The 25501-nt window shown below is 33.0% G+C and carries 20 protein-coding genes, 4 tRNA genes and 1 riboswitch; of the genes, 12 read left to right on the plus strand and 12 right to left on the minus strand.

Features of this window, described 5'->3' with window-relative positions; all coding sequences use genetic code 11:
• Nucleotides 1–68 precede the first annotated feature (68 nt).
• The gene (locus A3M9_RS0107405) at nt 69–1391 is read right to left on the minus strand and encodes a voltage-gated chloride channel family protein (RefSeq protein WP_035166112.1); all 1323 of its coding nucleotides are present in this window, start codon (nt 1389–1391) and stop codon (nt 69–71) included.
• Between the two features lie 56 nt (nt 1392–1447).
• Nucleotides 1448–1507, minus strand: a riboswitch (Fluoride riboswitch).
• A 182-nt stretch (nt 1508–1689) separates the two neighbouring features.
• On the opposite strand from A3M9_RS0107405, the gene A3M9_RS0107410 reads away from it, so the two are divergent.
• The 5 genes from A3M9_RS0107410 (at nt 1690) to A3M9_RS13435 (ending at nt 11049) form a co-directional block, all read left to right on the plus strand.
• Nucleotides 1690–3609, plus strand: a complete 1920-nt coding sequence (locus A3M9_RS0107410; RefSeq protein ID WP_027308665.1) for a sigma-54-dependent Fis family transcriptional regulator — start codon at nt 1690–1692, stop codon at nt 3607–3609.
• A gap of 182 nt (nt 3610–3791) precedes the next feature.
• Nucleotides 3792–4958 carry an iron-containing alcohol dehydrogenase gene (locus A3M9_RS0107415; RefSeq protein ID WP_027308666.1) on the plus strand — a complete coding sequence of 389 codons (1167 nt, stop codon included), beginning with the start codon at nt 3792–3794 and terminating at the stop codon, nt 4956–4958.
• A 209-nt stretch (nt 4959–5167) separates the two neighbouring features.
• Entirely contained in the window at nt 5168–5704 is a 537-nt protein-coding gene (nuoE, locus tag A3M9_RS0107420) for an NADH-quinone oxidoreductase subunit NuoE (RefSeq protein WP_341465368.1), read from the plus strand.
• Nucleotides 5694–7448, plus strand: coding sequence for an NADH-quinone oxidoreductase subunit NuoF (locus A3M9_RS0107425; RefSeq protein ID WP_027308668.1), 1755 nt, complete (start codon nt 5694–5696; stop codon nt 7446–7448). Before nuoE ends, A3M9_RS0107425 begins: the two co-directional genes overlap by 11 nt.
• A 16-nt stretch (nt 7449–7464) precedes the next feature.
• Nucleotides 7465–11049 (plus strand): NAD(P)-binding protein, encoded by a 3585-nt coding sequence (locus tag A3M9_RS13435; RefSeq protein ID WP_035166115.1) that lies wholly within the window; start codon nt 7465–7467, stop codon nt 11047–11049.
• 27 nt (nt 11050–11076) lie between these two features.
• Here A3M9_RS13435 and A3M9_RS14205 read toward each other — a convergent pair whose 3' ends face one another.
• The gene (locus A3M9_RS14205; protein ID WP_051350652.1) at nt 11077–11844 is read right to left on the minus strand and encodes a L,D-transpeptidase; all 768 of its coding nucleotides are present in this window, start codon (nt 11842–11844) and stop codon (nt 11077–11079) included.
• A 245-nt stretch (nt 11845–12089) separates the two neighbouring features.
• Between A3M9_RS14205 and A3M9_RS0107440 the strand changes: the two genes are divergently transcribed.
• Nucleotides 12090–13445, plus strand: coding sequence for a Na+/H+ antiporter NhaC family protein (locus A3M9_RS0107440; protein ID WP_027308669.1), 1356 nt, complete (start codon nt 12090–12092; stop codon nt 13443–13445).
• 270 nt (nt 13446–13715) lie between these two features.
• Here A3M9_RS0107440 and rlmH read toward each other — a convergent pair whose 3' ends face one another.
• From rlmH to A3M9_RS0107455, 3 genes are read right to left on the minus strand one after another with little or no spacing between them, the layout of a single operon-like run.
• Nucleotides 13716–14195 (minus strand): 23S rRNA (pseudouridine(1915)-N(3))-methyltransferase RlmH, encoded by a 480-nt coding sequence (gene rlmH / locus A3M9_RS0107445; RefSeq protein ID WP_027308670.1) that lies wholly within the window; start codon nt 14193–14195, stop codon nt 13716–13718.
• A gap of 53 nt (nt 14196–14248) precedes the next feature.
• Nucleotides 14249–15337, minus strand: a complete 1089-nt coding sequence (locus A3M9_RS0107450; RefSeq protein WP_084424697.1) for a S1C family serine protease — start codon at nt 15335–15337, stop codon at nt 14249–14251.
• A gap of 11 nt (nt 15338–15348) precedes the next feature.
• Nucleotides 15349–16137: an MBL fold metallo-hydrolase gene (locus A3M9_RS0107455; protein WP_027308672.1), complete on the minus strand. Its 789-nt coding sequence runs from the start codon at nt 16135–16137 to the stop codon at nt 15349–15351.
• A 105-nt stretch (nt 16138–16242) separates the two neighbouring features.
• On the opposite strand from A3M9_RS0107455, the gene A3M9_RS0107460 reads away from it, so the two are divergent.
• Entirely contained in the window at nt 16243–17418 is a 1176-nt protein-coding gene (locus tag A3M9_RS0107460; protein WP_027308673.1) for an NADP-dependent malic enzyme, read from the plus strand.
• 4 nt (nt 17419–17422) lie between these two features.
• Here the strand turns inward: A3M9_RS0107460 and A3M9_RS0107465 are convergent, their stop codons facing one another.
• A complete protein-coding gene (locus tag A3M9_RS0107465) occupies nt 17423–18697 on the minus strand; it encodes a UDP-N-acetylglucosamine 1-carboxyvinyltransferase (RefSeq protein WP_027308674.1) in 1275 nt (424 codons plus the stop codon).
• A 203-nt stretch (nt 18698–18900) separates the two neighbouring features.
• Here A3M9_RS0107465 and A3M9_RS0107470 point away from each other — a divergent pair, with 203 nt between their 5' ends.
• Entirely contained in the window at nt 18901–19791 is an 891-nt protein-coding gene (locus A3M9_RS0107470) for a selenium metabolism-associated LysR family transcriptional regulator (RefSeq protein WP_027308675.1), read from the plus strand.
• Nucleotides 19792–19892: 101 nt separating this feature from the next.
• Nucleotides 19893–20057 carry a Spo0E family sporulation regulatory protein-aspartic acid phosphatase gene (locus tag A3M9_RS14625; protein WP_156897884.1) on the plus strand — a complete coding sequence of 55 codons (165 nt, stop codon included), beginning with the start codon at nt 19893–19895 and terminating at the stop codon, nt 20055–20057.
• Nucleotides 20058–20132: 75 nt separating this feature from the next.
• Here A3M9_RS14625 and A3M9_RS0107480 read toward each other — a convergent pair whose 3' ends face one another.
• Complete coding sequence (locus A3M9_RS0107480) at nt 20133–20315, minus strand: FmdB family zinc ribbon protein (protein ID WP_027308676.1); 183 nt, start codon at nt 20313–20315, stop codon at nt 20133–20135.
• Nucleotides 20316–20426: 111 nt separating this feature from the next.
• Between A3M9_RS0107480 and A3M9_RS13445 the strand changes: the two genes are divergently transcribed.
• Nucleotides 20427–21620 carry a S8 family serine peptidase gene (locus tag A3M9_RS13445; protein WP_051350653.1) on the plus strand — a complete coding sequence of 398 codons (1194 nt, stop codon included), beginning with the start codon at nt 20427–20429 and terminating at the stop codon, nt 21618–21620.
• A gap of 11 nt (nt 21621–21631) precedes the next feature.
• Here the strand turns inward: A3M9_RS13445 and A3M9_RS13450 are convergent, their stop codons facing one another.
• Nucleotides 21632–22978 carry a peptidoglycan DD-metalloendopeptidase family protein gene (locus A3M9_RS13450; protein WP_051350654.1) on the minus strand — a complete coding sequence of 449 codons (1347 nt, stop codon included), beginning with the start codon at nt 22976–22978 and terminating at the stop codon, nt 21632–21634.
• Between the two features lie 178 nt (nt 22979–23156).
• On the opposite strand from A3M9_RS13450, the gene A3M9_RS0107495 reads away from it, so the two are divergent.
• Both A3M9_RS0107495 and A3M9_RS0107500 read left to right on the plus strand, forming a co-directional pair.
• Complete coding sequence (locus A3M9_RS0107495; protein WP_051350655.1) at nt 23157–24095, plus strand: DnaD domain protein; 939 nt, start codon at nt 23157–23159, stop codon at nt 24093–24095.
• A complete protein-coding gene (locus tag A3M9_RS0107500; protein ID WP_027308678.1) occupies nt 24085–25068 on the plus strand; it encodes an ATP-binding protein in 984 nt (327 codons plus the stop codon). Before A3M9_RS0107495 ends, A3M9_RS0107500 begins: the two co-directional genes overlap by 11 nt.
• A 91-nt stretch (nt 25069–25159) precedes the next feature.
• Here the strand turns inward: A3M9_RS0107500 and A3M9_RS0107505 are convergent.
• The 4 genes from A3M9_RS0107505 to A3M9_RS0107520 all read right to left on the minus strand — a co-directional run bounded on the left by A3M9_RS0107505 (nt 25160) and on the right by A3M9_RS0107520 (nt 25476).
• Nucleotides 25160–25235: transfer RNA gene (locus A3M9_RS0107505), tRNA-Thr, on the minus strand.
• 5 nt (nt 25236–25240) lie between these two features.
• Nucleotides 25241–25317: transfer RNA gene (locus A3M9_RS0107510), tRNA-Asp, on the minus strand.
• 5 nt (nt 25318–25322) lie between these two features.
• Nucleotides 25323–25398, minus strand: a tRNA-Val gene (locus tag A3M9_RS0107515).
• Nucleotides 25399–25401: 3 nt separating this feature from the next.
• A tRNA-Glu gene (locus A3M9_RS0107520) sits at nt 25402–25476 on the minus strand.
• Nucleotides 25477–25501: the final 25 nt, after the last annotated feature.

Below are 25501 nucleotides of genomic sequence, written 5' to 3' on the forward strand. Positions count from 1 at the left end.
ACCACATAATTTTTTCTAACTTGTAATTACTTTATTTATCTTTAATAAACACGTAAATTTTTATATTGCTATTGCTCTCCCTTTGTTAATATCCTTCTAATCTTGTTTTCCCTTATATCCTTTAAAGTCTTCTCATTATAGGTATTTAAGAGTCTACTCTTACTTCTATACACTCTTTGAGACGTATATATTCCGTGATGTCCAGAAAATAAGTAACTTACAATACAAGCAATAAACATAAATACAACACCATTGCTTCCAAACATCTCTATACCTAATACAAAAGATGATATTGGTGTATTAGTTGCCCCACAAAATACTGATATAAGTCCCAAAGCTGCCAAAAAGGATGCCGGCATAAGTAGTACATTGGATAACACATTTCCTAATGTTGAACCTACAAAGAATATTGGTGTTACTTCTCCTCCCTGATAACCTGCTCCTAAAGTAACCGATGTAAAAAGAGTCTTTAATATAAAGCTATATTTAGAAACATTACCTTCAAATGCCTCTTTTATTGTAGGCAATCCTAATCCCAAATATTCTCTTGTATTAAATATATATACTAATGCTATTACTACAAATCCTCCTATAAAGCTTTTTAACATAGGATTATCTGTAATCCTGCTAAACAAAGATTTCGATATATGCACCCCTTCACTAAACACAATACTCATAAGTCCAAACAATGCTGACGCTACAATAACCTTTATTACATTTACTGGTGTTACACTTGGTACAGATAATATATGATAATGGGAATGAGTTGCTCCAACTAATGTTGCAACATAATCACCAACAAACGCTGATATAAAACAGGGAATAAGTGCCTCATAATACATATATCCTATTGCTATAACTTCAATTGCAAAAATAGTTCCTGCAAGTGGTGTTCCAAAAACAGAACCGAAGCCACTGCTTATCCCGCACATCAAAATTATTTTCATATCGTGCTTATCTAATTTAAAGAGTCTACCTATAAATTCTGATATACTTCCTCCCATTTGCACAGCAGTACCTTCTCTTCCTGCTGAACCTCCAAATAAATGGGTTAAAAATGTTCCTACAAATACCAATATAGACATTCTAAGAGGAATTTCTCTATCACCATAGTAGGCCTGTTCTATTATAAGATTATTTCCCTTAGAAGAATTTTTACCATATCTACTATATAAAAAACTAACAAAAACACCTGCTAAAGGGAGTAAAAATAAAAGCCAAGGATTTGCCTCCCTCAAGTCTGTAGCAAGTTTTAAACTTCTTAAAAACAAAGCCGACAAAACACCCATTATAACACCAACTATGCTGCTTAAAAACAACCATTTTACTAATGAAACTGTTAAAATAAAATGATCAAGTTTCTTAACTATGTTTGATAATTTTCTAAACATATTAACCCTCCTTATTTTATTATACCCTAAACAAAAAACTCCTACAGAAAATAAAATTTTCTGTAGGAGTCATTAGCCAAAGGCGGTTAAAGGTGAACTCCATCACCTTTTCATATTTTAGCAAAACAAAATTTAGTTATCAAGTACTGATTTTTTATAAATTTATTTATTATAGGCAATTTATTTATAATATTTACTTAAATCCTCGCCATTCATAAATATTGTTAATTTATAGACAAAGAGTTTGCAAAATAATAGAATAAAAATATAAGATTTATATATTGGGAGGGGGGGCCGTATGAAAAGCAATAATAAAAATCACGAAGAAATAATCAAAAAGTCCCACGAACGTTCAAATAAATATGGAATTGAAACCAGTAGAATCTATCCTAAAAAGATATTGACAAAGGAAGAAATCCCTTTGCTAATGAAAAAGAACAGAGACCTTATAAGAATCGCATCTCCATTTATTAAAATACTATATGACTTTTTAGAGGGTTCAGGCTTTTTTATTGTATTGACAGATAATGAAGGATGTATCTTAAGCACTATAGGGGATAAGGATATCCTTGCTGCTGCTAAGGAATTAAATATGGTGGTTGGTGCCTATATGGATGAAAACAGCATAGGAACAAATGCTATGGGAACAGCAATAAAGGAGGATATGCCTATACAAATTTCTGCAAAGGAACACTTTATAACAGCCTACCATCGCTGGACCTGTTCTGCTGCACCAATACATAACACAAAGGGAGAAATTATAGGAACATTAAACCTAACTGGAAATAGTCATCTTGTACACCCCCATACGCTGGGACTTGTTGTTGCGGCTGTTCGCTCAATAGAAAATCAAATCAAGAGTGAAGAAGCAAACAACAAATTAATGGAAACATATCAATATCTAAACACAATAATTGAATCTATAAACTTTGGTATAATTGCCCTAAGTAAAAATGGTTTGATTAAAAATATAAATGAATCAGCCTGTTCTATGTTTAATTGTATTAAAGAAGATTTAATGGAGAGGCACATTGAAGAAATTTTACCTAAATGGCAGGAAATAAATAAACGCATATTATCAGGGGAAAAGATAATAGATGAAGAAATTTATTTTAGAATAAAAGGAAAGTCACAAAAATATATTATTAGTCTTCATTCAATCCAAGATGAAAAAGGATGTATCATCGGCTCTGTTTTAAGCTTTAAAAACATTCAAAACGTATATAACCTAATAAATAAATATACAGGTATGAAGGCAAGATATACATTTGATGATATTATATATAAAAGTAATAATATGAAAAAGATAATAGAATATTCAAAAAGCATATCCGACAGTCCTTCTACTATACTCATAACAGGAGAGAGCGGAACAGGCAAGGAAATACTTGCACAAGCAATTCACAACAATAGCAGTAGACGTGATTTTGGTTTTGTAGCGATAAATTGCGGTGCAATACCTGAAAATCTGATAGAAAGCGAACTTTTTGGTTACGATGAAGGTGCCTTTACCGGTGCAAAACGTGGAGGCAATCCTGGTAAATTTGAACTTGCAAATGGTGGAACACTTTTCCTTGATGAAATTGGCGAGATGCCCCTTGATATGCAGGTAAAACTATTAAGGGTTCTGCAGGAGGGTTGCATTACAAGAATTGGGGGAAATAAATATATTGACGTTGATGTTAGAATAATCGCTGCTACAAATAAAAATCTACTACAGGAGGTCAAGGAAGGAAGATTTAGGGAAGACTTATACTACAGAATATCAGTAATTCCAATTGTTCTTCCTCCTTTACGTGAACGTAGAGAGGATATACCTCTTTTAATAGAACATTTTCTTAAAACAAAGTCAATAAAGCTTAGAAAACCTATTCCTAAACTTAGTACTATACTTTATGATAAAATGCTCTCCTACAACTGGTTAGGCAACATCAGGGAACTTGAAAATTTTATTGAGAGTGCAGTAAACTTTGATGGAAATATAGAGTTTTTAATGAATAAATTTGAAAACTTAAATACTCAAAATCAAAATACTCAAATAAGTAAGTATAATACAATATCAGATGATTTAATTGGCCCCCTTGATGAAATTGAAAAAAGAGCAATTATAAGTTGCCTAAAAAAATATGACAACAACATTTCAAAATGTGCAAAGATACTTAATATAAGTAGAAATACACTATATTTAAAGATGAAAAGGTACAACATAACAATTTAGATTGTCCTATTTTATTACATTGCTAAAAAATAGGACAATTATGAATTATAAAACTGTCCTATTTTTTAGCAGATTAAATCTGCTATTTTTTTGTCCTTAAAATTAGTTGTGTTTGTTAAATAACTAACTTGGCACGTTATTTGCTTATTAGTCTATAGATAAAATTAAAGGAGGGGGATCCTATGGCAAGATTTACATTACCAAGAGACATCTACTTTGGTAAGAACTCATTAGAAGAATTAAAAAATCTAAAAGGTAAAAAGGCCGTTATAGTTGTTGGTGGAGGTTCAATGAAGAAATTTGGCTTCCTTGATAAAATAGAAGCCTATCTTCACGAAGCTGGCCTTGAAACAAAGCTTATTGAAGGCGTTGAACCAGACCCATCAGTTGAAACAGTTATGAAGGGTGCAGAAATAATGAGAGAATTTGAGCCTGACTGGATAGTTGCAGTTGGTGGTGGTTCTCCAATCGATGCTGCAAAGGCTATGTGGATTTTCTATGAATATCCTGATTTTACATTTGAACAAGCAGTTGTTCCATTTGGACTTCCAGAGTTAAGAAATAAGGCAAGATTCGTTGCTATTCCTTCAACAAGTGGAACTGCAACTGAAGTTACTGCCTTCTCAGTTATAACTGATTACAAAGCAAAGATAAAGTATCCATTGGCTGACTTTAATATAACACCAGATATTGCAATAGTAGACCCAGAACTTGCACAAACAATGCCAAAGTCACTTACAGCTCACACTGGTATGGATGCTCTAACCCACGCAGTAGAAGCTTATGTAGCTTCACAAAAATCACCATTCTCAGATCCACTTGCTATGCACGCAATAGTTATGATTAAGGATAATCTTGTTAAGTCCTTTAATGGTGATAAGGAAGCAAGGGAACAAATGCACTATGCACAATGTCTTGCTGGTATGGCATTCTCCAATGCTCTACTTGGTATAACACACTCTATTGCTCATAAGACTGGTGCTGTTTTCCATATACCCCACGGATGTGCAAATGCAATATATCTACCATACGTAATTCAATTCAACTCAAAGGAATGTAAGGATAGATACGCACAAATAGCAAAAACTCTAAAACTTTCAGGAAATAATGAAGATGAACTTGTCAATGCACTTGTTGAAATGATTAGAGAATTAAATAGAAGTATGGATATACCTCTATCATTAAAGGGATATGGAGTTAGCGAAGAAGACTTTAGAGCAAATGTTAAGTCAATAGCACACAATGCAGTTCTTGATGCTTGTACAGGTTCTAACCCAAGACCAATAGATGATGCTACTATGGAAAAGGTTCTTGAATACATATATGAAGGAAAAGACATTGATTTTTAATATAAGTTGTATTCATTAAGCTCTCTTTTGAGAGCTTAATGAATTTAAAAGGATATTTTATCAACCCATTAAAAAATAAATATTTGAATTAGAACATTTTTTGTGCCAAAATAAAATTGTGGTTATTTTGAATTTTCTGTATTTGCAAATTGTCAGCTTATTAAGTTTCCAACTTAAAATGCTAACTATATAAAGAAGGAGGAATGGATGTGAGTTGTTCCTGTGAAGAAAAACTATCATTAAATTTCGACGATAAGAAGGTTGATTTAAGTTTAATGGAACCAATTTTTAAAAAATACGAAGGACAAAGTGCCAGCCTTATCAGCATACTTCAAGATACACAAGAATTGTACGGCTACCTCCCACTAAGTGCCCTAAACCTTATTGCTGAAAGAACTGGAAGTAAAAGAGCAAAGATATATGGTATTGCAACCTTCTATGCTCAATTTAGATTAAACCCAACTGGAAAATATATAATTCTTCAATGTCAAGGTACTGCCTGTCACGTCAACGGTTCTAAAGAAGTTAGCAGAGCAATATGCGAAGAACTTAATATAAAGCCTGGAGAAACAACAGAGGACGGATTATTTACACTTGAGGATGTTGCCTGTCTTGGTTGCTGTAGCCTTGCACCTGTAATTATGATAAACGGTGAGGCTTATGGAAACCTAACACCAGATAGTGCAAAGAAGATTATAAGGGATATATATGAAAAAGAAAGGAGGAAAAACTCCGATGAAAATTAGAATAGGGCTTGGAAGCTGTGGTATTGCTGCTGGAGGTAGAAAAATTAAAAATGCATTTGAAAAGCTCTTAAGGGAAAATAATAAAAACATTGAAATAATAACAACGGGATGTATAGGTATGTGTTATCTTGAGCCAATTGTTGACATCATAGATGATAATGGAACCTATACATATGCTAATGTAAGTCCATCAATGGCAGAAGAAATATTTAATGAACATATTTTAAAGGGATTACCTATTGAAAAATACATAGTTTCAACCGACAAGAAGCCTCACCCACAACTTGAAAAACAGGTTAGAATTGTTTTAAGAAATTGTGGAATCATAAACCCCGAGAGCATTGAAGACTATATTGAGGCTGGTGGCTACTCTGCCCTAAAAAAGGCACTTAGCCAAATGACTCCAGAGGAGGTAATTGAAGAAGTAAAAATATCTGGTCTTAGAGGACGAGGTGGTGCAGGTTTCCCAACTTGGTTTAAATGGAATGCTGCAAGAGCCTCAAAGGGAAATGAAAAATACATAGTTTGTAATGCAGATGAAGGAGACCCTGGTGCCTTTATGGATAGAAGCGTAATTGAAGGAGACCCCCATTCTCTTATTGAAGGAATGATAATTGCTGCCTATGCAATAGGTGCACATACAGGCTTTGTTTATGTACGTGCTGAGTATCCTCTTGCTATAGAGAGATTAAATATCGCTATAGAACAAGCAAAGGAAAAAAATCTTCTTGGAGAGAACATATTAAATTCAGGATTTGATTTTGAACTTAAAATTAAAATGGGGGCCGGCGCCTTTGTATGTGGCGAAGAAACTGCCCTTATAGCCTCCCTTGAGGGAGAACGCGGTATGCCAAGATTAAAACCACCATTCCCAGCACAATCAGGTTTCTTTGGCAAACCAACCAACATAAATAATGTTGAAACATATGCAAACGTACCTTGGATAATCAAAAATGGAGGACATGAGTTTGCAAAATATGGAACAGAAAAGAGTAAGGGAACAAAGGTTTTTGCACTTGCAGGTAAAATTAAGCGTGGTGGATTAATCGAAGTACCTATGGGTATGACCTTAAGAGAAGTCATATATGAAATAGGTGGAGGAATTAAAGAGGATAAGGAATTTAAAGCTGTTCAGATGGGTGGACCATCTGGAGGATGTATTCCAAAGGAACTCCTCGACACTCCTGTTGACTATGAATCAATAAACAGTACAGGTGCCATTATGGGTTCTGGTGGTATGATAGTTATGGATGAAACAACCTGTATGGTGGATATAGCAAGGTTCTTCCTTGACTTTACTTGTAAAGAATCCTGTGGAAAATGTATCTACTGTAGAATAGGTACAAAAAGAATGCTTGAGATACTAAACAATATATCAGAGGGAAAGGGAACAGCTAAAGACCTTGTAATACTTGAGGAACTCTGCTACAGCGTTAAGGATGGTTCACTGTGCGGACTTGGTCAAACAGCACCAAATCCTGTACTTACAACACTAAAATATTTTAAAGATGAATATCTATCCCATATTAATGATAAAAAATGTCCTGCAAAACAATGTAGAGCACTCTTATCATATAAAATTGATGCTGAAAAGTGTATTGGTTGTACAATGTGTGCAAAGAGTTGTCCAACTTCTGCAATATCAGGAGAAAGAAAAAAAGCACATACAATAGCTCAAGATAAATGTATTAAATGCGGAAACTGTATTAAAACTTGTAAGTTTAATGCTATTTATACTGAATAAAAAGGGAGTGATAGATGTGTCTTTAATAAGGGTTAATATAAATAATAGAGAAATTACCACAACCGATGATAAAACCATTCTTCAAATTGCTCTTGAAAATGGCATCGATATACCAAACCTATGCTACAGCCAAAACACAAAACCCTATGGTTCCTGTGGACTTTGTGTTGTTGAAGTTGAAGGAAGCCCTAAGCTTGTTCGTGCCTGTTCAACCTTCCCATCAGATGGTATGATTATAAGAACAGACACAAAGCGTACAATTGCTGCCCGAAAAACAGCTCTCGAACTTTTATCATCTGACCACAGAGGAGATTGTAGACCTCCTTGTGTAAATGCCTGTCCTGCACATACCGACTGCCAAGGTTATGTTGGGCTCATTGCCAACGGTCAATATGATGAGGCTATAAAACTTGTTAAAAAGGTTATTCCCCTACCAGCAAGTATAGGTAGAGTTTGTCCTCACCCCTGTGAGAGTGAATGTAGACGTGGTAAAGTTGATAAACCTATTGCAATTGCAGATCTGAAAAGATACATAGGAGAAATTGATATAAATAAGGGGCCCTTTGTCCCAGAAGTAAAACCTTCAACTGGGAAAAAAGTTGCAATAATAGGTGGAGGACCTGCTGGTATATCCTGTGCCTATTTCCTATCAATGGAGGGACACAAGGTTGTTATATACGAAGCACAACCGCATCCTGGAGGAATGTTAAGATATGGAATACCTCAATATCGCCTTCCAAAGGAACTTCTTGATGCAGAAATAAATACTCTAACTAAAATGGGTGTTGAAATAATCTGTAATACAAAACTTGGAGAAGATATTACAATTCCATATCTAAAGAAGAACTATGATGCAGTATTTATAGCCATAGGTGCCTGGGCAAGCACTCCTCTTAACTGTCCTGGTGAAGAATTAGATGGGGTTATGGGGGGAATTGAGTTTTTAAGAAGAGCAACCCTTTCAGAACCTATATACCTTGGAGAGAAGGTTGTGGTAATAGGTGGCGGTAATACTGCTATGGACGTAGCAAGAACTGCTGTAAGACTTGGTGCAAAAAGTGTACAAGTACTATACAGAAGAACAAAGGAAGAAATGCCTGCTGAAGAGATTGAAGTTAAAGAGGCTGAAGAAGAAGGAGTTGAGTTTACATTCCTTGTTGCTCCTATAGAAATTATGGGAGATGGAAAAAGAGCTACGGCTATAAGATGTCAAAGGATGATGCTTGGAGAGCCTGATAAATCTGGTAGAAGAAAACCTATTCCAATTGAGGGTGATGAGATTACCTTTGAGGCAGACCTTATTATCTCTGCAATAGGACAGAAGGTTAACCCCGAGTGCGTAAAGGAACTTGAAACTACAAAATGGGGAACTATCTCTGTTAATCCAAATAACTTTAAAACAAGTATGGAAGGTATATTTGCTGGTGGTGAGGCAGTAACAGGTCCTAAAATTGCAATAGAAGCAATTGCACAGGGTAAAAATGCTGCCTATGTTATAGATAATTATTTAAAGGGAGAAGAAGTTTCTGTTCCAAACCCCTGCTACATAGTTCAAGATGATTTAACTGAAGAGGATTTTAAAAAGTATAGTAGGGAAAAAAGACAAGAACAATATGTACTTCCAAGTAGTGAACGAAAAATAAGCTTTAGACCAATTTCAAAGGCCTTAACTGAAGAACAGGCAATCAAAGAAGCCTCAAGATGTCTTGAATGTGGCTGTCACGACTATTTTGAATGTAAATTAGTAAACTATCTTCAAAAATACAACATAAAGGTAGATAGAATAAAGGGCGAAAAGCATAAGAGAGATTTAAATGATACTCATCCTTTCATTTTAAGAAACCCTGACAAATGTATTTTATGTGGTCTCTGCTACAGAACCTGCGAAGAAGTTATGGGTATAACTGCCCTTGGACTTAAGGGAAGAGGATTTAATTCTGAGGTTATACCTGAATTCAACCTACCCCTAAATCAAAGCTCCTGTATCTCCTGCGGTCAATGTGTAGATGTCTGTCCAACTGGAGCACTTATAGATAGAGCCGCTGTAAATAAGCAAGTTCCTGTAGAATTTGATGAGGTTCATTCTGTTTGTAGCTACTGTGGTGCTGGTTGTGAGGTTGTTTATCAATCAAAGGGGGATTTAGTATTTAAAACTCTTCCAAACAAAGAAAAGGCAGGAGTTCTTTGTGCAAGAGGAAGATTTGGTACTGAACATATAAATAGCAATTTAAGACTTAAAACTCCATTTGTCTTTTATGAAAATGCAGAGAGTAAGCTATCCATTGATGAAGCTCTATCCCTTCTTTCTAAGAAATTAAAACTCATAGAGGGACAGTATGGAAAAGACAGCATTGGTATTTTAGTTTCACCTAAATTTACAAATGAAGAGGCCTTTGTTTTAAGAAAAATTGCTGAAAAGTTAAATACAAAATATATCGGTTCTATGGCAATGAAAAATGCCGTACTTGAAAAGATATTTGGTTATGATGCATCAACAAACAGTTATGATGAACTATTTAGTACTGAACTTATTGTATCCTTCGGAGACGTAGCTGAAAACCATCCTGCCTTTGCTACAAGATTAAAAAATGCAGCAAATAAAGTAAAACTTGTTTCAATAAATAGTAACGATTCAAGAATTAAAGAATGGTCAAACAAATTCTATAAAGTTGACAATAATTTAGACTTCCTAAAGGGATTTATAAAATCAATTATCGAAGAACATATAAATGAAAAAGAAGCAAAGAACAGTTGCAATAACTTTGATGCATTAAAGGAATTTATCAAAGATGTCAAAGTAACTACCGAGGCTAAAGAATTTGCCAATATCTACGCACAAGCTAAAAAGACCATAATAGTAGTTGATGAGGACACTACAAGTGAAGCCTCCCTTATGCTTTTAGCAGATGCTCTATCTTTATGCAAAAAGGTTGGTAAACCTCACAGCGGTATAATATTACTTCGTTCAAAGGCAAATACACAGGGCTTTATTGATATGGGAATCAATATGTCAGGAGATGAAATTTTAAAGGAAGTAGAAAATGGACAAATAAAGGGGCTTGTTGTAATTGGTGAAGATATTTATAATGACTATTCTAATGTACTAAAGAATTTAAAGCTTCTTGCTACCTTTGACCTGTTTGCAACAGATACTACTAAAAACTCAAATATAGTGATACCAATTGCAAGCTCTGCTGAAGGATGCGGAACCTATACTAACTCTTGTAGAAAGGTACAAAAATTAAATAAAGCTATCGAACCTTTATTAGAAACAGATAACCTATGTATATTCCTAAAACTTGCATATAATCTTGGAATCCAACTTAAAAATATAGAGGATATAGTAGAAAATATTTCTAAAGAAATACCATATTACAAAGGATTTAATAAGGTGTATGATAAACTTCAAAATGTATTTGTGCCACTAAATGGTTCAAAGGGAGTACAGGTGCTACACACAGATGGATTTAATACAGAGGACAAAAAATCTGTACTTATCTTCAAAGAGGATAATATTATGTTCCACGATAAAAAGGTTTATGATACTGTTGAAAAGGATTTTTATAACTTTGCACATAAAAACAACATAAAAATATGCTAAAACCCTGCAAAGCAGAGCTTTGCAGGGTTATTTTATATACAATCTTGTTCCAAATGGTATACTATTATAGAACCATTTTGCATCTTCAACCTTTAATCTTACACATCCGTGGGATGCCGGTTTTCCTAATGTATAGTCAACTATGTTTTTATTTTCATCCATAGGTAAGCTATGGAATAAATAATCACCTTTAAATCTTACCCAATACATTCCACCCTGTTGATATCTTTTAGAAAAAAACCAAGGTGCTCTATCTTGAATTGTATATATTCCTTTAGGGGTTGGTGTTTCTGGTGCACCTGTTGAACAAATAAGTGATTTATATAATCCCCAAGAACCATTTGATTTTTTCATAATATACGTATATTGTTTTTGAGTATCAACAATTACCATATATGCTGTTTTACTTGTAAGATTCTTTTCTTTTATATCCTTTAACAGTTCCTGTTCTAATGGTGTTAACGCTACTGTTTGCTTTTGAGTACTATTTTTAACTTCACTTATTTTTACACTTTCTTTTGTTGCATTTTTATTTGATTCTTTCGTTGCTAAAGTATTTGGCTTGTTTTTATCCTGATCTTTATTTTCTGCCTTATTATTATCTGAAGGTTGTTGGTTACTTACTGCATCTACTTTTATTTCCTCTTTTTTATTTTCAGCCTTTGCAACCACTATATGCTGCTCATTCTGATTACTTTCATTTGAAACTTCCTTATTACATCCGCTAAAAGATATTAAAGAAACAAAAAATAAAACTAAGACTACTACATTCTTTAATGTTCTTTTCCTTTGCATACCCATCCTCCAAATTTTAAACAAAATAAATTTATTTAATCTTTTAAAACAAGTATTATTGTATCATATACAAAAGCTACAAACAATCTATTTTATTCGACACATTATGATTTTTTATATACTCTCCCATTTTTTTATCGAAAACACTTTGTAAAAGCAAATCATTTGTGTTATTATACAATTGTGAATATTTATTATATTTTTGTAACTTTTTAAGGGGAATAAAATACGAAAGAGGGGTTAATATGGATGTTATTTTAGGTATGGCAGTTACTTTTTTTGTAATAGTCTTGTCTATTTATAAGGGAATATTTATAGGTTATCCTTTAATCTTTGGCTTTTTCGTTTTCTGCTTTATTTCAATTAAAAGAGGTTTTAGCTTAAAAGACATTATTAATATGTCCTTTGATGGTGGTAAGAAATCACTTGTTGTACTTAAGATATTTGTATTAATCGGTGCTATAACAGGTATATGGATGGCATCAGGAACAGTTCCTTCAATCATATACTATGGCATAAAATATATGAATCCTAAGTTTTTTATACTCTATAGCTTTATAATTAGCTGCATTATTTCCCTTCTCTTAGGATCCGCCCTTGCAACAGTAAGTACAGTTGGAGTTGCACTTATTTTAATGGCTAAAAGTACCAATATAAATATAAACATTGTAGCAGGTGCTATTATAGCTGGTGCATACTTTGGAGATAGGTGTTCTCCAATGGCATCAAGTGCAAACCTTATTGCAAATCTTACAAAGACAAATCTATATATAAACATACAGAATATGATTAAAACATCTATTTTCCCACTTATATTAAGTATTGCTATATACTTTATTTTTTCTCTTCAAAAACCTATAAGTTTCACACAAAATAATTTAAGCCAACAAATAGCTGAAACATATAAAATAAATATAATAGTTTTAATGCCAGCAATAATAATACTAATTTTTTCCTTATTTAAAGTTGATGTAAAGCTATCAATGTTTATAAGCATACTAACAGCCTCCTCCATTGCTATAATTTTTCAACAATATAGCATAAAAGAAGTACTAACATTTTTAGTACTGGGATTTAAACTTAACCCTTCTAATCCTCTAAACATTATATTAAAGGGTGGAGGAATAATATCAATGTGGAAGGCCGCCTTAGTTGTATTTATTTCCTGTGCTCTATCTGGAATATTTAGTGGAACTAATATGTTTAAGTCCATAGAAGATATACTACTAAAAGCCAAAAACAGATATACTTTGTTTTTATACACAAGCATAACAAGCATCATAACCGGAGCCTTTGGTTGCAATCAGTCTATTGCAATTATACTAACACAGCATCTTATGAATAAAAGCTATGAAAACAATGAAGTTGATAACTACCAACTTGCATTAGATTTAGAAAACACTGCTGTTGTATTAGCTGCACTAATTCCCTGGAATATTGCCGCCTTTGTACCAACAACTGCTATGAAGGTTAGCTCTACAGGCTTTATACCATATGCAGTATATCTGTATCTACTTCCACTTTTTAACCTAATCAAGATATTTATAAATGATATAAAATGCAATAGATTTTTACAAGATGGATATGAGTTTAGAAATTGATATACGTTTTTGTTTTTATTTGTAATAGGTTTTTTATAATAAAACTCAACTCTATTATAGAATTCACAACCAAAAATAAAGTTAAAAAGAAGGAAGCTTTTTATATTTATCTTCCTTCTTTTTAATTTTAACACACACTATTACCATTTCCATATAAATACAAAGTGCAAAAGTATTATTTTCGTAAATATACAAAAATAAAGGATAGACTATATTTTCTCCTTTATTTTTATTAATAAGTTATACATAATATGTATGCCTAATTGTCAACTACTTATGATACGGTTCACCGTTTATTATCCTAAATCCCCTGTAAATCTGCTCAAGGAGTATAAGCCTCATAAGTTGGTGTGGAAAGGTCATCTTTGAAAAGGATAGTTTGTAATTTGCCCTGTTTAAAACTGTTTGTGAAAGACCAAGGGAACCACCTATTACAAAGGCAATGTTGCTTTCACCTAAAATTGCCCTTTGGCTTAAAAAGTCTGCAAGCTCCTCTGAAGAGAGCTGTTTACCCTTTATGTCAAGCACTATTACATACATATTTTCCTTTATATACTTTAATATACCTTGTCCTTCCTTTTCCTTAACCATCTCCTCTTCCCTCTTTGAGAGATTCTCTGGTGCCTTTTCGTCTGGAACTTCGATTATATCAACCTTTGCATACTTTGATAGCCTCTTTAAATACTCATTTATTCCTTCCTTTAAATACTTTTCCTTCAATTTTCCAACTGATACTATAGTAATATTCATTAGTACTCTCCTTTCTACAAAAAACTTTTATATAAAAATAGGCCTTTTTAGGCCTATAACTTCACTTCTACATTTTTAGTTGTTCCAACAGGTGTTTTAATTGTAATAGTTAAGGTACCTCCAACACCTACTTTAAACATCTCTTCCTTAAGCTCCATCATTGTATTTACTTCCTTACCGTTGATTGATACTATAACATCGCCCTCTTTAATTCCTGCCCTTGCTGCAGGACTTGCCCTTAACACATCATAGACATATATGCCCTTTTCTATCTTAAAATCAAAGTATCCCGCAAGGTTCTTATCAAAACCCTTTATTCCAAGTGAAGGTGTTTCAAATTTTCCTGTGGCCTTTATTGAATTTATTATCGGCTTTATTATATTTATTGGAACTGCAAAACCTATTCCCTCTGCAGTCGTAACCTTTACAGTATTTATACCTATAACTTCTCCTTTGGTACTAACCAAAGGCCCTCCACTGTTTCCAGGATTAATTGATGCATCTGTCTGTATTAAATCCTCCATAAAAACTCCTTCAGAAATCTCAATTGTTCTATTTAATGCACTTATTATTCCTGCTGTAACAGTTCTTTGAAATGTAAGACCAAGTGGATTTCCTATTGCAATAACTGGTTCACCTATTTTTACATTCTTTGAATCTCCAAGCCTCGCAACATTAAGGTTTCCTTCATCTATTTTTACAATAGCAAGATCTAAAACCTCATCAGCCCATACAACTCTGCCATTTACCTCCCTACCATCATAAAGGGATACAACTATATTAGTTGATGAATATCCTGCAACGTGATTGTTTGTTAAAATATACCCTTCATTGTCTATTATAATTCCACTTCCTACTCCCTGTACCCTTTTGTTTTGAAAAAAGCTTCTCTGTATCCTTGTCGTCTTTATCCCAACAACTGATGGAATAACCTCCTCTGCTGCCTTTGTCACATCAGTGCTTACAGTTTCATACACAACTTCCTTCTTAACCTCAACCTTTTCTGGTTCTTTAACCTGAAATCTTTGAAAAAGTGCCTCTGGTGCAAAGGTTAAAAGCAAAAATCCTCCTATTACTGCCCCAAAAAATGCCGACAAAAAATAGCCGAATGCAGAAGGTCTTCTTCTGCCATAATACTCCATAACCTCACCTCTTATACAGAATAATATTTACCTACCCTATCCCTGTGAGCAATGTCTAAATCAATGTCTACCCCGTCCCTAATTCCATTAGATTCTAAAATAGATAAAACTGTTCTATATGCAAGTTCTGGATAGTTATTTGTTTTACTTAAGTGACCTAATATTATCCTTTTTATCCTACTATTTAGTATATCCACAATTGTTCTTCCACAATCCTCATTTGATAAATGTCCTACATCACTTAAAACTCTTCTTTTTAAATAATAAGGATATGGCCCTACCTTTAACATTTCAACATCGTGGTTAGACTCAAGGAGTATTAGATCAGAATCCTTTATGTTATCCTTAACTTCCCTGCTTGCGTGCCCAATGTCTGTTGCAATTGAAATCTTTTTATTCTTCTCAATAAAACTATAACCACAGGGGTTTGAGGCATCGTGAGGTATTTTAAATGGTATAACTGTTATATCTCCTATCTCAAAGGGCTTATAAGTACTAAAAACCTTTATATTTTCCTCCTTCACATCCCCTATCTGAGACTCCATTGCACTCCAAGTATCAGCATTTGCATAAATAGGTATGTTAAACCTTCTTGATAATATTCCCGCTGCTTTAATATGGTCATCGTGCTCGTGGGTTATTAATATTGCATTTATTTCATTTGGATTAACACCTATATCTAAAAGTCCCTCTTGAATTTTTTTACCACTTAAACCAGCATCAACTAATATTTTTGTTCTCTCATTCCCTACATATATTGAGTTTCCACTACTTCCACTGTATAAACTACAAAAATCCATATTCTCTCTCCTTTCATATGTATATTTTACTTTTTTTCATTTATAACTACAATGGAAATTATTTATGTTATAATATTCTTGATATTATAAAAATGGGGTGATAAAATGAGCATTTATGATGAAGCACTGAAGTTTCACGAAGAAAAGAGAGGTAAAATAGAGATTATATCAAGGGTTGAAGTGAATAATTCAAGTGATTTATCCCTTGCATATACACCAGGTGTTGCACAACCTTGTATAGAAATACATAATAACCCTGAGCTTGCATATACATATACAAGAAAATGGAACACAATTGCTGTAGTTTCTGATGGAACTGCAGTTTTAGGACTTGGTGACATAGGGCCTCTTGCCTCACTTCCTGTTATGGAGGGCAAAGCTGTTCTTTTTAAAAAATTTGCAAATGTTGATGCTTTCCCAATAGTACTAAATACAAAGGAAGTTGATGAAATAGTAGATACAATTGTTAAGATATCTCCATCCTTTGGTGGAATAAATCTTGAGGACATCTCTGCTCCAAGGTGCTTTGAAATTGAAGAAAAGTTAAAGGAAAAACTTGATATTCCAGTTTTCCACGATGACCAACACGGTACTGCCATTGTGTGCTTAGCGGCACTTATAAATTCTTTAAAAATAGTAAATAAAAAGCTTGAGGACTTAAAAATAGTTATAAATGGTGCTGGTGCAGCTGGAACTTCAATCTGTAAGCTTCTTTTATCCTACGGTGCAAAAAATATAGTTGTATGCGATAAAATAGGAGCACTTTATAGAGGAATACAAAATGTTGATGAGGCAAAAAAGAAACTTGCGGAGATTACAAATCCAAATAACGAAAAAGGACAACTAAAGGACGTTATAGTAGGTGCAGATGTTTTTATAGGTGTATCAGCTCCAAACGTATTAACTAAAGAGATGGTTAAAGCAATGAATAGGGATGCTATTGTGTTTGCAATGGCAAATCCAACGCCTGAAATATTCCCACAGGATGCAAAGGAAGCTGGTGCAAGAATTGTTGGTACAGGCCGTTCAGACTTTGCAAACCAAATAAATAATGTTCTTGCCTTTCCAGGAATATTTAGAGGTGCACTTGATGCAAGAGCAAAAGTAATAAATGAAGAGATGAAAATAGCGGCAGCCCTTGCAATAGCAGAATCAGTTAAAGATGAGGAATTAAATGAAGAATATATTATACCAAAGCCATTTAACTTAGAGGTACAAAAAAAGGTTGCAAAATCAGTCTATGAAGCAGCAATAAAAAGTGGAGTAGCAAAAAGGAGCTAACGTATTAGTTAGCCCCTTCTTCTTTTACTCTTTTTATTTTTGCTCCTAAAGCCTGAAGCTTATGCTCTATTTTTTCATATCCTCTATCTATGTGACGAATGTTGGTAACTTCTGTTATTCCATCTGCAACAAGTCCAGCAACAACTAAAGCGGCTCCCCCTCTTAGGTCTGTCGCTGCAACCTCTGCACCAGATAGCTTTTCAATCCCTTCAATTACAGCTACTCTTCCTTCTACTTTAATTTTTGCTCCCATCCTCTTTAATTCATCACAATGCTTGAAACGACCTTCCCAAATACTTTCATTTATTATGCTAACACCTTCTGCTATTGTGCAAAGAGTTGACATAGGCTGTTGAAGGTCTGTTGGGAAACCTGGGTATGGAAGCGTCTTTATATTTATACCCTTTGGTCTTTTACTTGCACAAACTCTTACTGTATCTTCTCCCTCTTCAACTGTTATTCCCATCTCTAAGAGCTTTGCAGTAATTGATTCAAGATGTTTTGGTATTACATTCTTTAATACAACATCTCCAAGTGTTGCTGCTGCTGCAACCATATATGTTCCTGCTTCTATTTGATCTGGTATAACGCTGTAATTGCACGCCACTAATTCTTCAACACCATATACCTTTATTACATCTGTTCCTGCTCCCTTGATTTTTGCTCCCATACTATTTAAAAAGTTTGCAACATCAACAACGTGGGGTTCCTTTGCTGCGTTTTCAATAATTGTAACTCCCTTTGCCTTTGTTGCCGCAAGCATTATGTTTATTGTCGCACCTACGCTTACAACATCAAGATATATGTGGGCACCCTTTAGACCATCTTCTGTATAGGCCTTAATAACACCGTGTTCAACAGTTACCTTTGCCCCCATTGCTTCAAATCCCTTTATGTGCTGATCTATTGGTCTTACCCCAATTGGACATCCTCCTGGGAAGGCAACCTCTGCACGTCCAAACTTTGAAAGCAATGAACCTAATAGGTAATATGATGCCCTCATCTTCTTAACTTCTTCACCTAAGGCTCTGTAGTCCTTAACTCCATTTATGTCTATTTTTACTGCTGTATCACTTATTTCTTCAACCTTTGCCCCAAGGTTCCTTAATATTTCTTCAAGACATTTTATATCTTCAATTTCAGGAAGATTATCAATTATAAATTCTCCCTTATCTGCAAGTATAACTGCAGGTAGTATTGCAACAGCTGCATTTTTAGCTCCGCCTATAACTACTTCTCCCTTTAAAGGAATACCACCTTCAATAATTAACTTTTCCATAAACAGCACCCATCCTTCTTGTAATCTATATTTAAAGATAATTATCCTATTTTATACCCATAATTGATATTATAGCATTTTATATTAGATTTTTTAATACATATTTTTATATTTTTTGATAACAAATTATAACTCCAATGTTAATCTATAATATTTGTTGAAAAATTGTTAATATTCATTTACTATATAATTGGGGTGATGGTATGGATTTTAAGCAAATTGAGGCATTTATTAATGTTGCAAAATATAAAAGTTTTTCTAAGGCAGCAGAGGCTACTTTTTTATCACAGCCTACAATAAGTTCTCATATTTCCTCTTTAGAGAAGGAACTTAAGGTTATGCTGTTTGATAGAAACGGAAAAGACATACGTTTAACTGAAGCTGGAAAGCTTTTTTATGAGTACGCTATAAATTTAGTTAATATAAGAGACAATGCTATTTCAAGTTTATCACTATATGATAATAGAATATGCGGTAAAATAACTATTGCCGCCAGTACAACACCTTGTAGATTTTTACTTCCTCAAATTATTGAATCCTTTAGTAAATTATATAATGAAGTTAATTACGATATAAAGGAAGGAAGTACACAATATGTGGTTGACCAACTTATTTCCTTTAATGTTGATTTAGGTATTGTTGGAGATATGATAGATGACTGTAAACTCACATATACAAATATATTTCAAGACAAACTTGTTTTAATAAGTAATTTTGACAATTTAAATGAAAAGGTAGATTTTAAAGATATTATTAAATTGCCTTTTATCCAAAGAGAAGATGGCTCTGCTACAAGACATATTTTTGAAAAGAAACTATATGAAATAGGTTTTAATATTGAGGATCTTAATACAATAATAAACGCTAATTCCTTAGAGACGGTAATACAACTAGTAAAAAGCAAGATTGGTGTATCTATCGTTTCATATTATGCCTGCAAAGATTTAATAGAAGCTAACCTTTTAAGGTGTCATACTATAAATGGTTTAGACATAATAAGACCTATATATCTTGTTTATCACAACAAAAAAACTCTATCCCCTGCTTCAAGAGCATTTATTGAACATATAAAAAACATCAATTTTGTTAAATAAAATTAATGATAAATTTTTTAACAAATATTGATTTGTGCATACATTAATGTTAAAATATCCTTTGTCGCTGTCTTAAAAAGAGTAAATGGTGGGGGATTAGAATGCTAAAAGATGAAATTAGAAATAAGATTAAGTTACTTTCCAATGAACTGAATTTAAAATTAAAGGATGGAATAAAAAAAGAAGAATATAGTAAAATTTTAAAACTTAGCCAAGAACTTGATAAACTAATTGTTATTTATACTAAAAAAACATTCTCTGCATAATTTAACTGCCTCAATACATATTGAGGCAGTTTTTTATATTATATACCCTTGAAAATATTTTTATCTATAGAACTTTTAATGACATCCTGAACAGGTTGAACATCCTCCACTACAATTTCCCTTTCCATAAAACTTACCCTTATACACTCTTTCAACATTATCACTTTTACATTTTGGGCATACAACCTTTTCATCCGAGTTTACTATTTCAAAAAATTCATTTCCGCATTCTTTACATTTGAAATCTATCAACGCCATAATAATCCCTCCCTTATCTTCATTTTAACATTGATGGTTTGCACAATCAACTTGTAACAGTTTTAAGAATAAATGCATATAATGTATTGCATAAATTTATTAGGTGATTATATGTTTTTATTTTTAAATAAGAAAATAGATAAAAAACTGAAGGAATATATGACACCGAACCTAAAACGCAGAATTCCTGTAATAATATGCTATAAAAATAATGTTAAAACTACAAGAGGTTCCATAATAAGTAATGGAGGAAAGATAAAGTATGAATACACAATAATAAATGCTATAGCCTGTGAAATTTCACCCACTTCCATAGACAGATTATCTGAAAACCCAGACATCTCTTTTATCTGCTTTGATTATAAGGCATCATTATGTTTAAATAATGTTTCTGAAAGCATAGGTGTAAAGTTTGCCCACAACATTAACTTAACAGGAAAGGATATTGGGATTGCACTTTTTGACACAGGTTGTTTTCCTCATCCAGATCTTATAACTAACAAAAATACTATTATATACTTTAAGGACTATATAAACAAAATTGATAAACCCTATGATGATAACGGGCACGGAACCTTTTTGTCTGGAATAATTGCATCTAATGGGCACACTAATAAATCATATAAAGGAATTGCACCAGATTCAAAACTCTGTATATTTAAATGTTTTAATTCACTTGGATTTGGATATATGTCAGATATAATTTTTGCTATTCAAGATGCAGTTCTACTTAAAGATGAATATAACATTAAAATAGCGTGTTTACCCTTTGAATTCCCTTATTTAAACAAACTGTATATAAACCCTTTAGAAATAGCAATAAATAAACTATTGGAAAATAACATAGTTCCTGTTGTACCAGCAGGAAATTTAGGCCCCCAAAATATGAGCATTTATTTCCCGGGTAATATGAAAAATGTCATAACAGTAGGAGGAATTAATGTCGATTTATCAAAAAAACACATATCTATTGCCGATTTTTCAGGAAGAGGCCCTACCTTTGATGGAATAAATAAACCTGATATTGTCGCTCCCTGCATTGATGTGCTTTCTCTAAACTGCGATACAAAATATGTTCCAACATCAAAACATAAATATTCACTTCAATCTCCATATAAGTCTGCTTCAGGAACCTCTATATCCTGTGCAATAATTTGTGCCTCTATCGCACTTATTTTAGAAAAATACAATAATATTTCAGTAAAGGATGTTAAGAGTATTCTTATATTATCCTGCAGATCTATAGGTGAAAATAAAAATGCCCAAGGATGTGGAATGTTTGTTTTTGATAAAATAATAAAGTAAGCCTAAATGGCTTACTTTATGTATTTAAGTGGATTTTGAGGTACTCCATTTTTCCTTATTTCAAAATGAAGGTGTGGTCCTGTGGACCTACCTGTTGAACCAACTGCCGCAATCAATTGTCCCTTTGTTACCCTTGTCCCTTCAGAAACATATAATTTACTTGCGTGGCCATATACAGTTCTATAACCATTTCCGTGGTCAATCATAATGCACTTACCATAGGTTCCCATCCAGCCAGCAAATACAACTTTTCCTGTATCTGCTGCATAGATTGGTGTTCCAGTTGGCCCTGCTAAATCTACTCCTTGATGCATTCTACCCCATCTTCTACCAAAGTAAGAAGATATATATCCTCTTGATGGCCTTATAAACATTCCTGTCGCAACTAATTGAGATTGTTTTGTTCCAATTACTACAACGCTGTTCTTAGGCTCCTCTATTAACTTTGAAGAAACTATTGTTTCTTCTACAACATCACCATTTACTATTTTAATATTCTTTGTAACTTCAGCAAGACCATTTTTACCTTCTTCCTTTACTATCTTCTTGCCTTTGTTCATAGTCTTATCATATATTTGTTTTTCCTCGTAAGGAACTTCTTCGTCTGAAACTATATTAACATCTATTTCAACATTGAAAAATGGCTCATTTCTTACTATCAAAATTTCTTGTCCTATTTTTATTTTATCTAAGTTTATATTGGGATTATATGTAGCTATTTCATCAATACTTATCCCCTTATCTAATGAGATATTCCAGATAGTATCTCCTTGCTTAACTACATACTTTTCTTCAATTAGCTTTCCTTTAATTATTTTTTCTGCAACATCATCGACATCTTCAACCAACGCTGCATCTACATACTGAATTGTTGTTAAAAGATTTTCATCTATCTTAAATGATTTTATTTCTACATTCTTAGTTTTATCATATTTAGGAATATATCTATTCTTTATTGTTTCAATTAAAGCTTCATAATCCCTTTTACTTGCAAGCACAGCGATTTGGTTATTTCCTACCTTTACAACATAGACAGGTATTTTTAGTTTAAATTCTTTTCTTAACCTAACCTCAAGTTCTTGTTCATCTATTAGATGTTTATTTGATTCTTTTTCAGCAATTACTTTGACATCCCTTGACAAATCTATTCCATCAGTCATTTTTATTTTTTCTTTAACGTTTTTTACTACTTCAACACCTTTTACATAGCCTATTTCCTTATCTAATACTTTAACCATATAAATTGAATTAGATTTAATTTGAAGGTTTACTGCAAATAATGATAAAAATAAACCTAATAGCACCCCCACTAAAGATGCAATGCTTAATTTCTTTTGTATTTTCCCCAATAAATACACCACTTCCCCTCCTTTCATACATTTTTATAATACTATAAGTTTCTAATTTGGGCAAGTAACAGTTTCTAACATATTATATGAATTTTTTGATATTTTATTCATACTCTTAGTTTATTGTGGTATAAAATCACTTCTGCTATAATAGTATAAGCTAATAATACATTAGGAAGTGATCAGTATGCCAAATATATCATTAACGCCTCCAGAACCAAAGTTTATACCATTATCAACTACATTTATAGACAAATATATTCCTAAGGCCCACGGAGATTATATTAAAGTGTATCTAACTCTACTTAGACTGTCCTATACTAACACAGTATGTTCAACAGAGTCTATCTCAAAAAAGCTAAATATATCAGAATCAGAAATAATCAATGCATTAGGCTATTGGCAGGAAAATGGGTTAATTCATATATCAGACTCTGGAGAGGTTAGTTTTAATACATTAAATTTAGATGATGATTCGTGCTTTGTAATTATAGATAATACCAAAAATATATTTAAAGATATAGAAATGGCTTTAGGAAGGCCTCTAACCCCTTCTGATTATAAGTTCTTTACTATGCTTATGGATAAATTTCATTTTTCCTTTGAAGTTTTAATATTTTTAATTGAATACTGCGTATCTAAGAAAAAAACAGATATTAGATATATTGAAAAGGTTGCTATAGGATGGCACGAAAAGGGTATAAAAACAATTGAGGATGCCCAAAACCATATAAGAAAACACGAAGAAAAATGGACAAAATATAGGCAAATTTTAAACTATATTGGACTTAAAGACTCTGATATATCTGTTCCTCAAGAGGAACTTTTAGAAAAATGGATATATAGTTATAATATGCCCATTGACGTTATTTTAGAGGCCTGCAGGATAGCAATTATGAGAATAAACGAACCAAACTTAAATTATATAGATAAAATAGTAACTGACTGGTATAATTTAGGAGTAAAAAATGTGAATGATATAAAAAGACTTGATAAGAAGGCAAATAAAAAAGAAAAAGCTTCTAAGAGTCAACATCCGTACATTGCATATAGTGGACAGAGACAATATGATATAACCGAACTTGAGAAAAAACTCCTTGGAAGGGGTGAGTTAAATGAAGAATAAATATGTATCTGAAATTATAAATGAATACGAAAAACTTAGGGAAAACGCAAAAACAGAACAAGAAAAAAGAATAAATGAAATTTATGAAAAAATACCAAGAATAAAAGAAATAGACAAAGAAATATCCTCTATTGGATTTAATATTGCAACTTCAGTTGTGTCTAAAGAAATAGAAGATATAGAGGAATATATTAAATCTCAAAAGGAAAAAATAACAGACCTAAAAATAGAAAAGACTGAACTTCTATCAAAATACGGCTATCCAATAGATTATATGGAGATAAAATATAAATGTAAAAAATGTAAAGATACAGGATATATAAACAACAAATTCTGTAGTTGTTTTAGACAAAAATTAATAAATAGATATTATCAGCAATCAAACTTAAATGAAATATTAAGGGCTGAAAACTTTGATACCTTCAACTTTGAGTATTATTCAAGTATTCCCTATGAAAATGAACCCTTAAGTCCAAGAGAAAATATAGAAAGAATATACGCCTACGCGGTAAATTACACAAAAAACTTTGATAAAACAAATGAGAGCCTTTTCTTTTATGGAAGCTCTGGTTTAGGAAAAACCTTTTTATCTAATTGCATTGCAAAGGAACTTCTTGATAAGGGTAAAGTAGTTATATATCAAACTGCTTCAAACCTAATTGATATTATAAGAAGATGCAGATTTGAAGAATCATCAAATCATAACGAACTAAATGAGCTTTTAGAATGCGACTTTTTAATTATAGATGACCTTGGAACAGAACCTGTAACTCCCTATTCATACTCCGAGCTTTTTAATATAATAAACACAAGAATTCTAAACAAGAAAAAAATGCTTATATCAACAAACTTTCAACTTAATGATATTGTTCAAAACTATCCTGAAAGAATAACCTCAAGAATATTAGGTCATTTTACTTTGTTTAAATTTTATGGTGAGGATATCAGAATTCAGAAGAAGTTCAAGAAATAAAAAATGCTGGGTCTCCCAGCATTTTTTATCGAACAAGTTAATGTAATTTAGCTTACACTAAATAATAAAAGCACGCATCTTGCGTGCTTTATGGAGCCGGCTATAGGAATCGAACCTACAACCTACTGATTACAAGTCAGTTGCTCTGCCAATTGAGCTAAGCCGGCAAATATGGCGACCCAGAAGGGGCTCGAACCCTCGACCTCCGGCGTGACAGGCCGGCACTCTAACCAACTGAGCTACTGGGCCATTTTTGGTGGGCACGACAGGGCTCGAACCTGTGACCCTCTGCTTGTAAGGCAGATGCTCTCCCAGCTGAGCTACGCGCCCATATGGTGACCCCTAGGGGACTCGAACCCCTGTTACCACCGTGAAAGGGTGGTGTCTTAACCGCTTGACCAAGGGGCCAACTTCTTTTATCGTCTCGGCTCAT

The organism is Caloramator sp. ALD01 (assembly GCF_000472625.1).
GTDB lineage: Bacteria > Bacillota > Clostridia > Clostridiales > Caloramatoraceae > Thermobrachium > Thermobrachium proteoclasticum.

Excerpts from the sequence above, each read along its gene's own strand:
- A3M9_RS0107405 (WP_035166112.1), bottom strand. The coding sequence starts at position 1,391 with ATGTTTAGAAAATTATCAAACATAGTTAAGAAACTTGATCATTTTATT.
- A3M9_RS14205 (WP_051350652.1), bottom strand. The coding sequence starts at position 11,844 with ATGCAAAGGAAAAGAACATTAAAGAATGTAGTAGTCTTAGTTTTATTT.
- A3M9_RS0107450 (WP_084424697.1), bottom strand. The coding sequence starts at position 15,337 with ATGGAGTATTATGGCAGAAGAAGACCTTCTGCATTCGGCTATTTTTTG.
- A3M9_RS14625 (WP_156897884.1), top strand. The coding sequence starts at position 19,893 with ATGCTAAAAGATGAAATTAGAAATAAGATTAAGTTACTTTCCAATGAA.
- rlmH (WP_027308670.1), bottom strand. The coding sequence starts at position 14,195 with ATGAATATTACTATAGTATCAGTTGGAAAATTGAAGGAAAAGTATTTA.
- A3M9_RS13445 (WP_051350653.1), top strand. The coding sequence starts at position 20,427 with ATGTTTTTATTTTTAAATAAGAAAATAGATAAAAAACTGAAGGAATAT.
- A3M9_RS0107440 (WP_027308669.1), top strand. The coding sequence starts at position 12,090 with ATGGATGTTATTTTAGGTATGGCAGTTACTTTTTTTGTAATAGTCTTG.
- A3M9_RS0107415 (WP_027308666.1), top strand. The coding sequence starts at position 3,792 with ATGGCAAGATTTACATTACCAAGAGACATCTACTTTGGTAAGAACTCA.
- A3M9_RS0107470 (WP_027308675.1), top strand. The coding sequence starts at position 18,901 with ATGGATTTTAAGCAAATTGAGGCATTTATTAATGTTGCAAAATATAAA.
- A3M9_RS0107460 (WP_027308673.1), top strand. The coding sequence starts at position 16,243 with ATGAGCATTTATGATGAAGCACTGAAGTTTCACGAAGAAAAGAGAGGT.
- A3M9_RS0107425 (WP_027308668.1), top strand. The coding sequence starts at position 5,694 with ATGAAAATTAGAATAGGGCTTGGAAGCTGTGGTATTGCTGCTGGAGGT.
- A3M9_RS0107480 (WP_027308676.1), bottom strand. The coding sequence starts at position 20,315 with ATGGCGTTGATAGATTTCAAATGTAAAGAATGCGGAAATGAATTTTTT.
- A3M9_RS0107495 (WP_051350655.1), top strand. The coding sequence starts at position 23,157 with ATGCCAAATATATCATTAACGCCTCCAGAACCAAAGTTTATACCATTA.
- A3M9_RS0107410 (WP_027308665.1), top strand. The coding sequence starts at position 1,690 with ATGAAAAGCAATAATAAAAATCACGAAGAAATAATCAAAAAGTCCCAC.
- A3M9_RS0107455 (WP_027308672.1), bottom strand. The coding sequence starts at position 16,137 with ATGGATTTTTGTAGTTTATACAGTGGAAGTAGTGGAAACTCAATATAT.
- A3M9_RS0107500 (WP_027308678.1), top strand. The coding sequence starts at position 24,085 with ATGAAGAATAAATATGTATCTGAAATTATAAATGAATACGAAAAACTT.
- A3M9_RS0107465 (WP_027308674.1), bottom strand. The coding sequence starts at position 18,697 with ATGGAAAAGTTAATTATTGAAGGTGGTATTCCTTTAAAGGGAGAAGTA.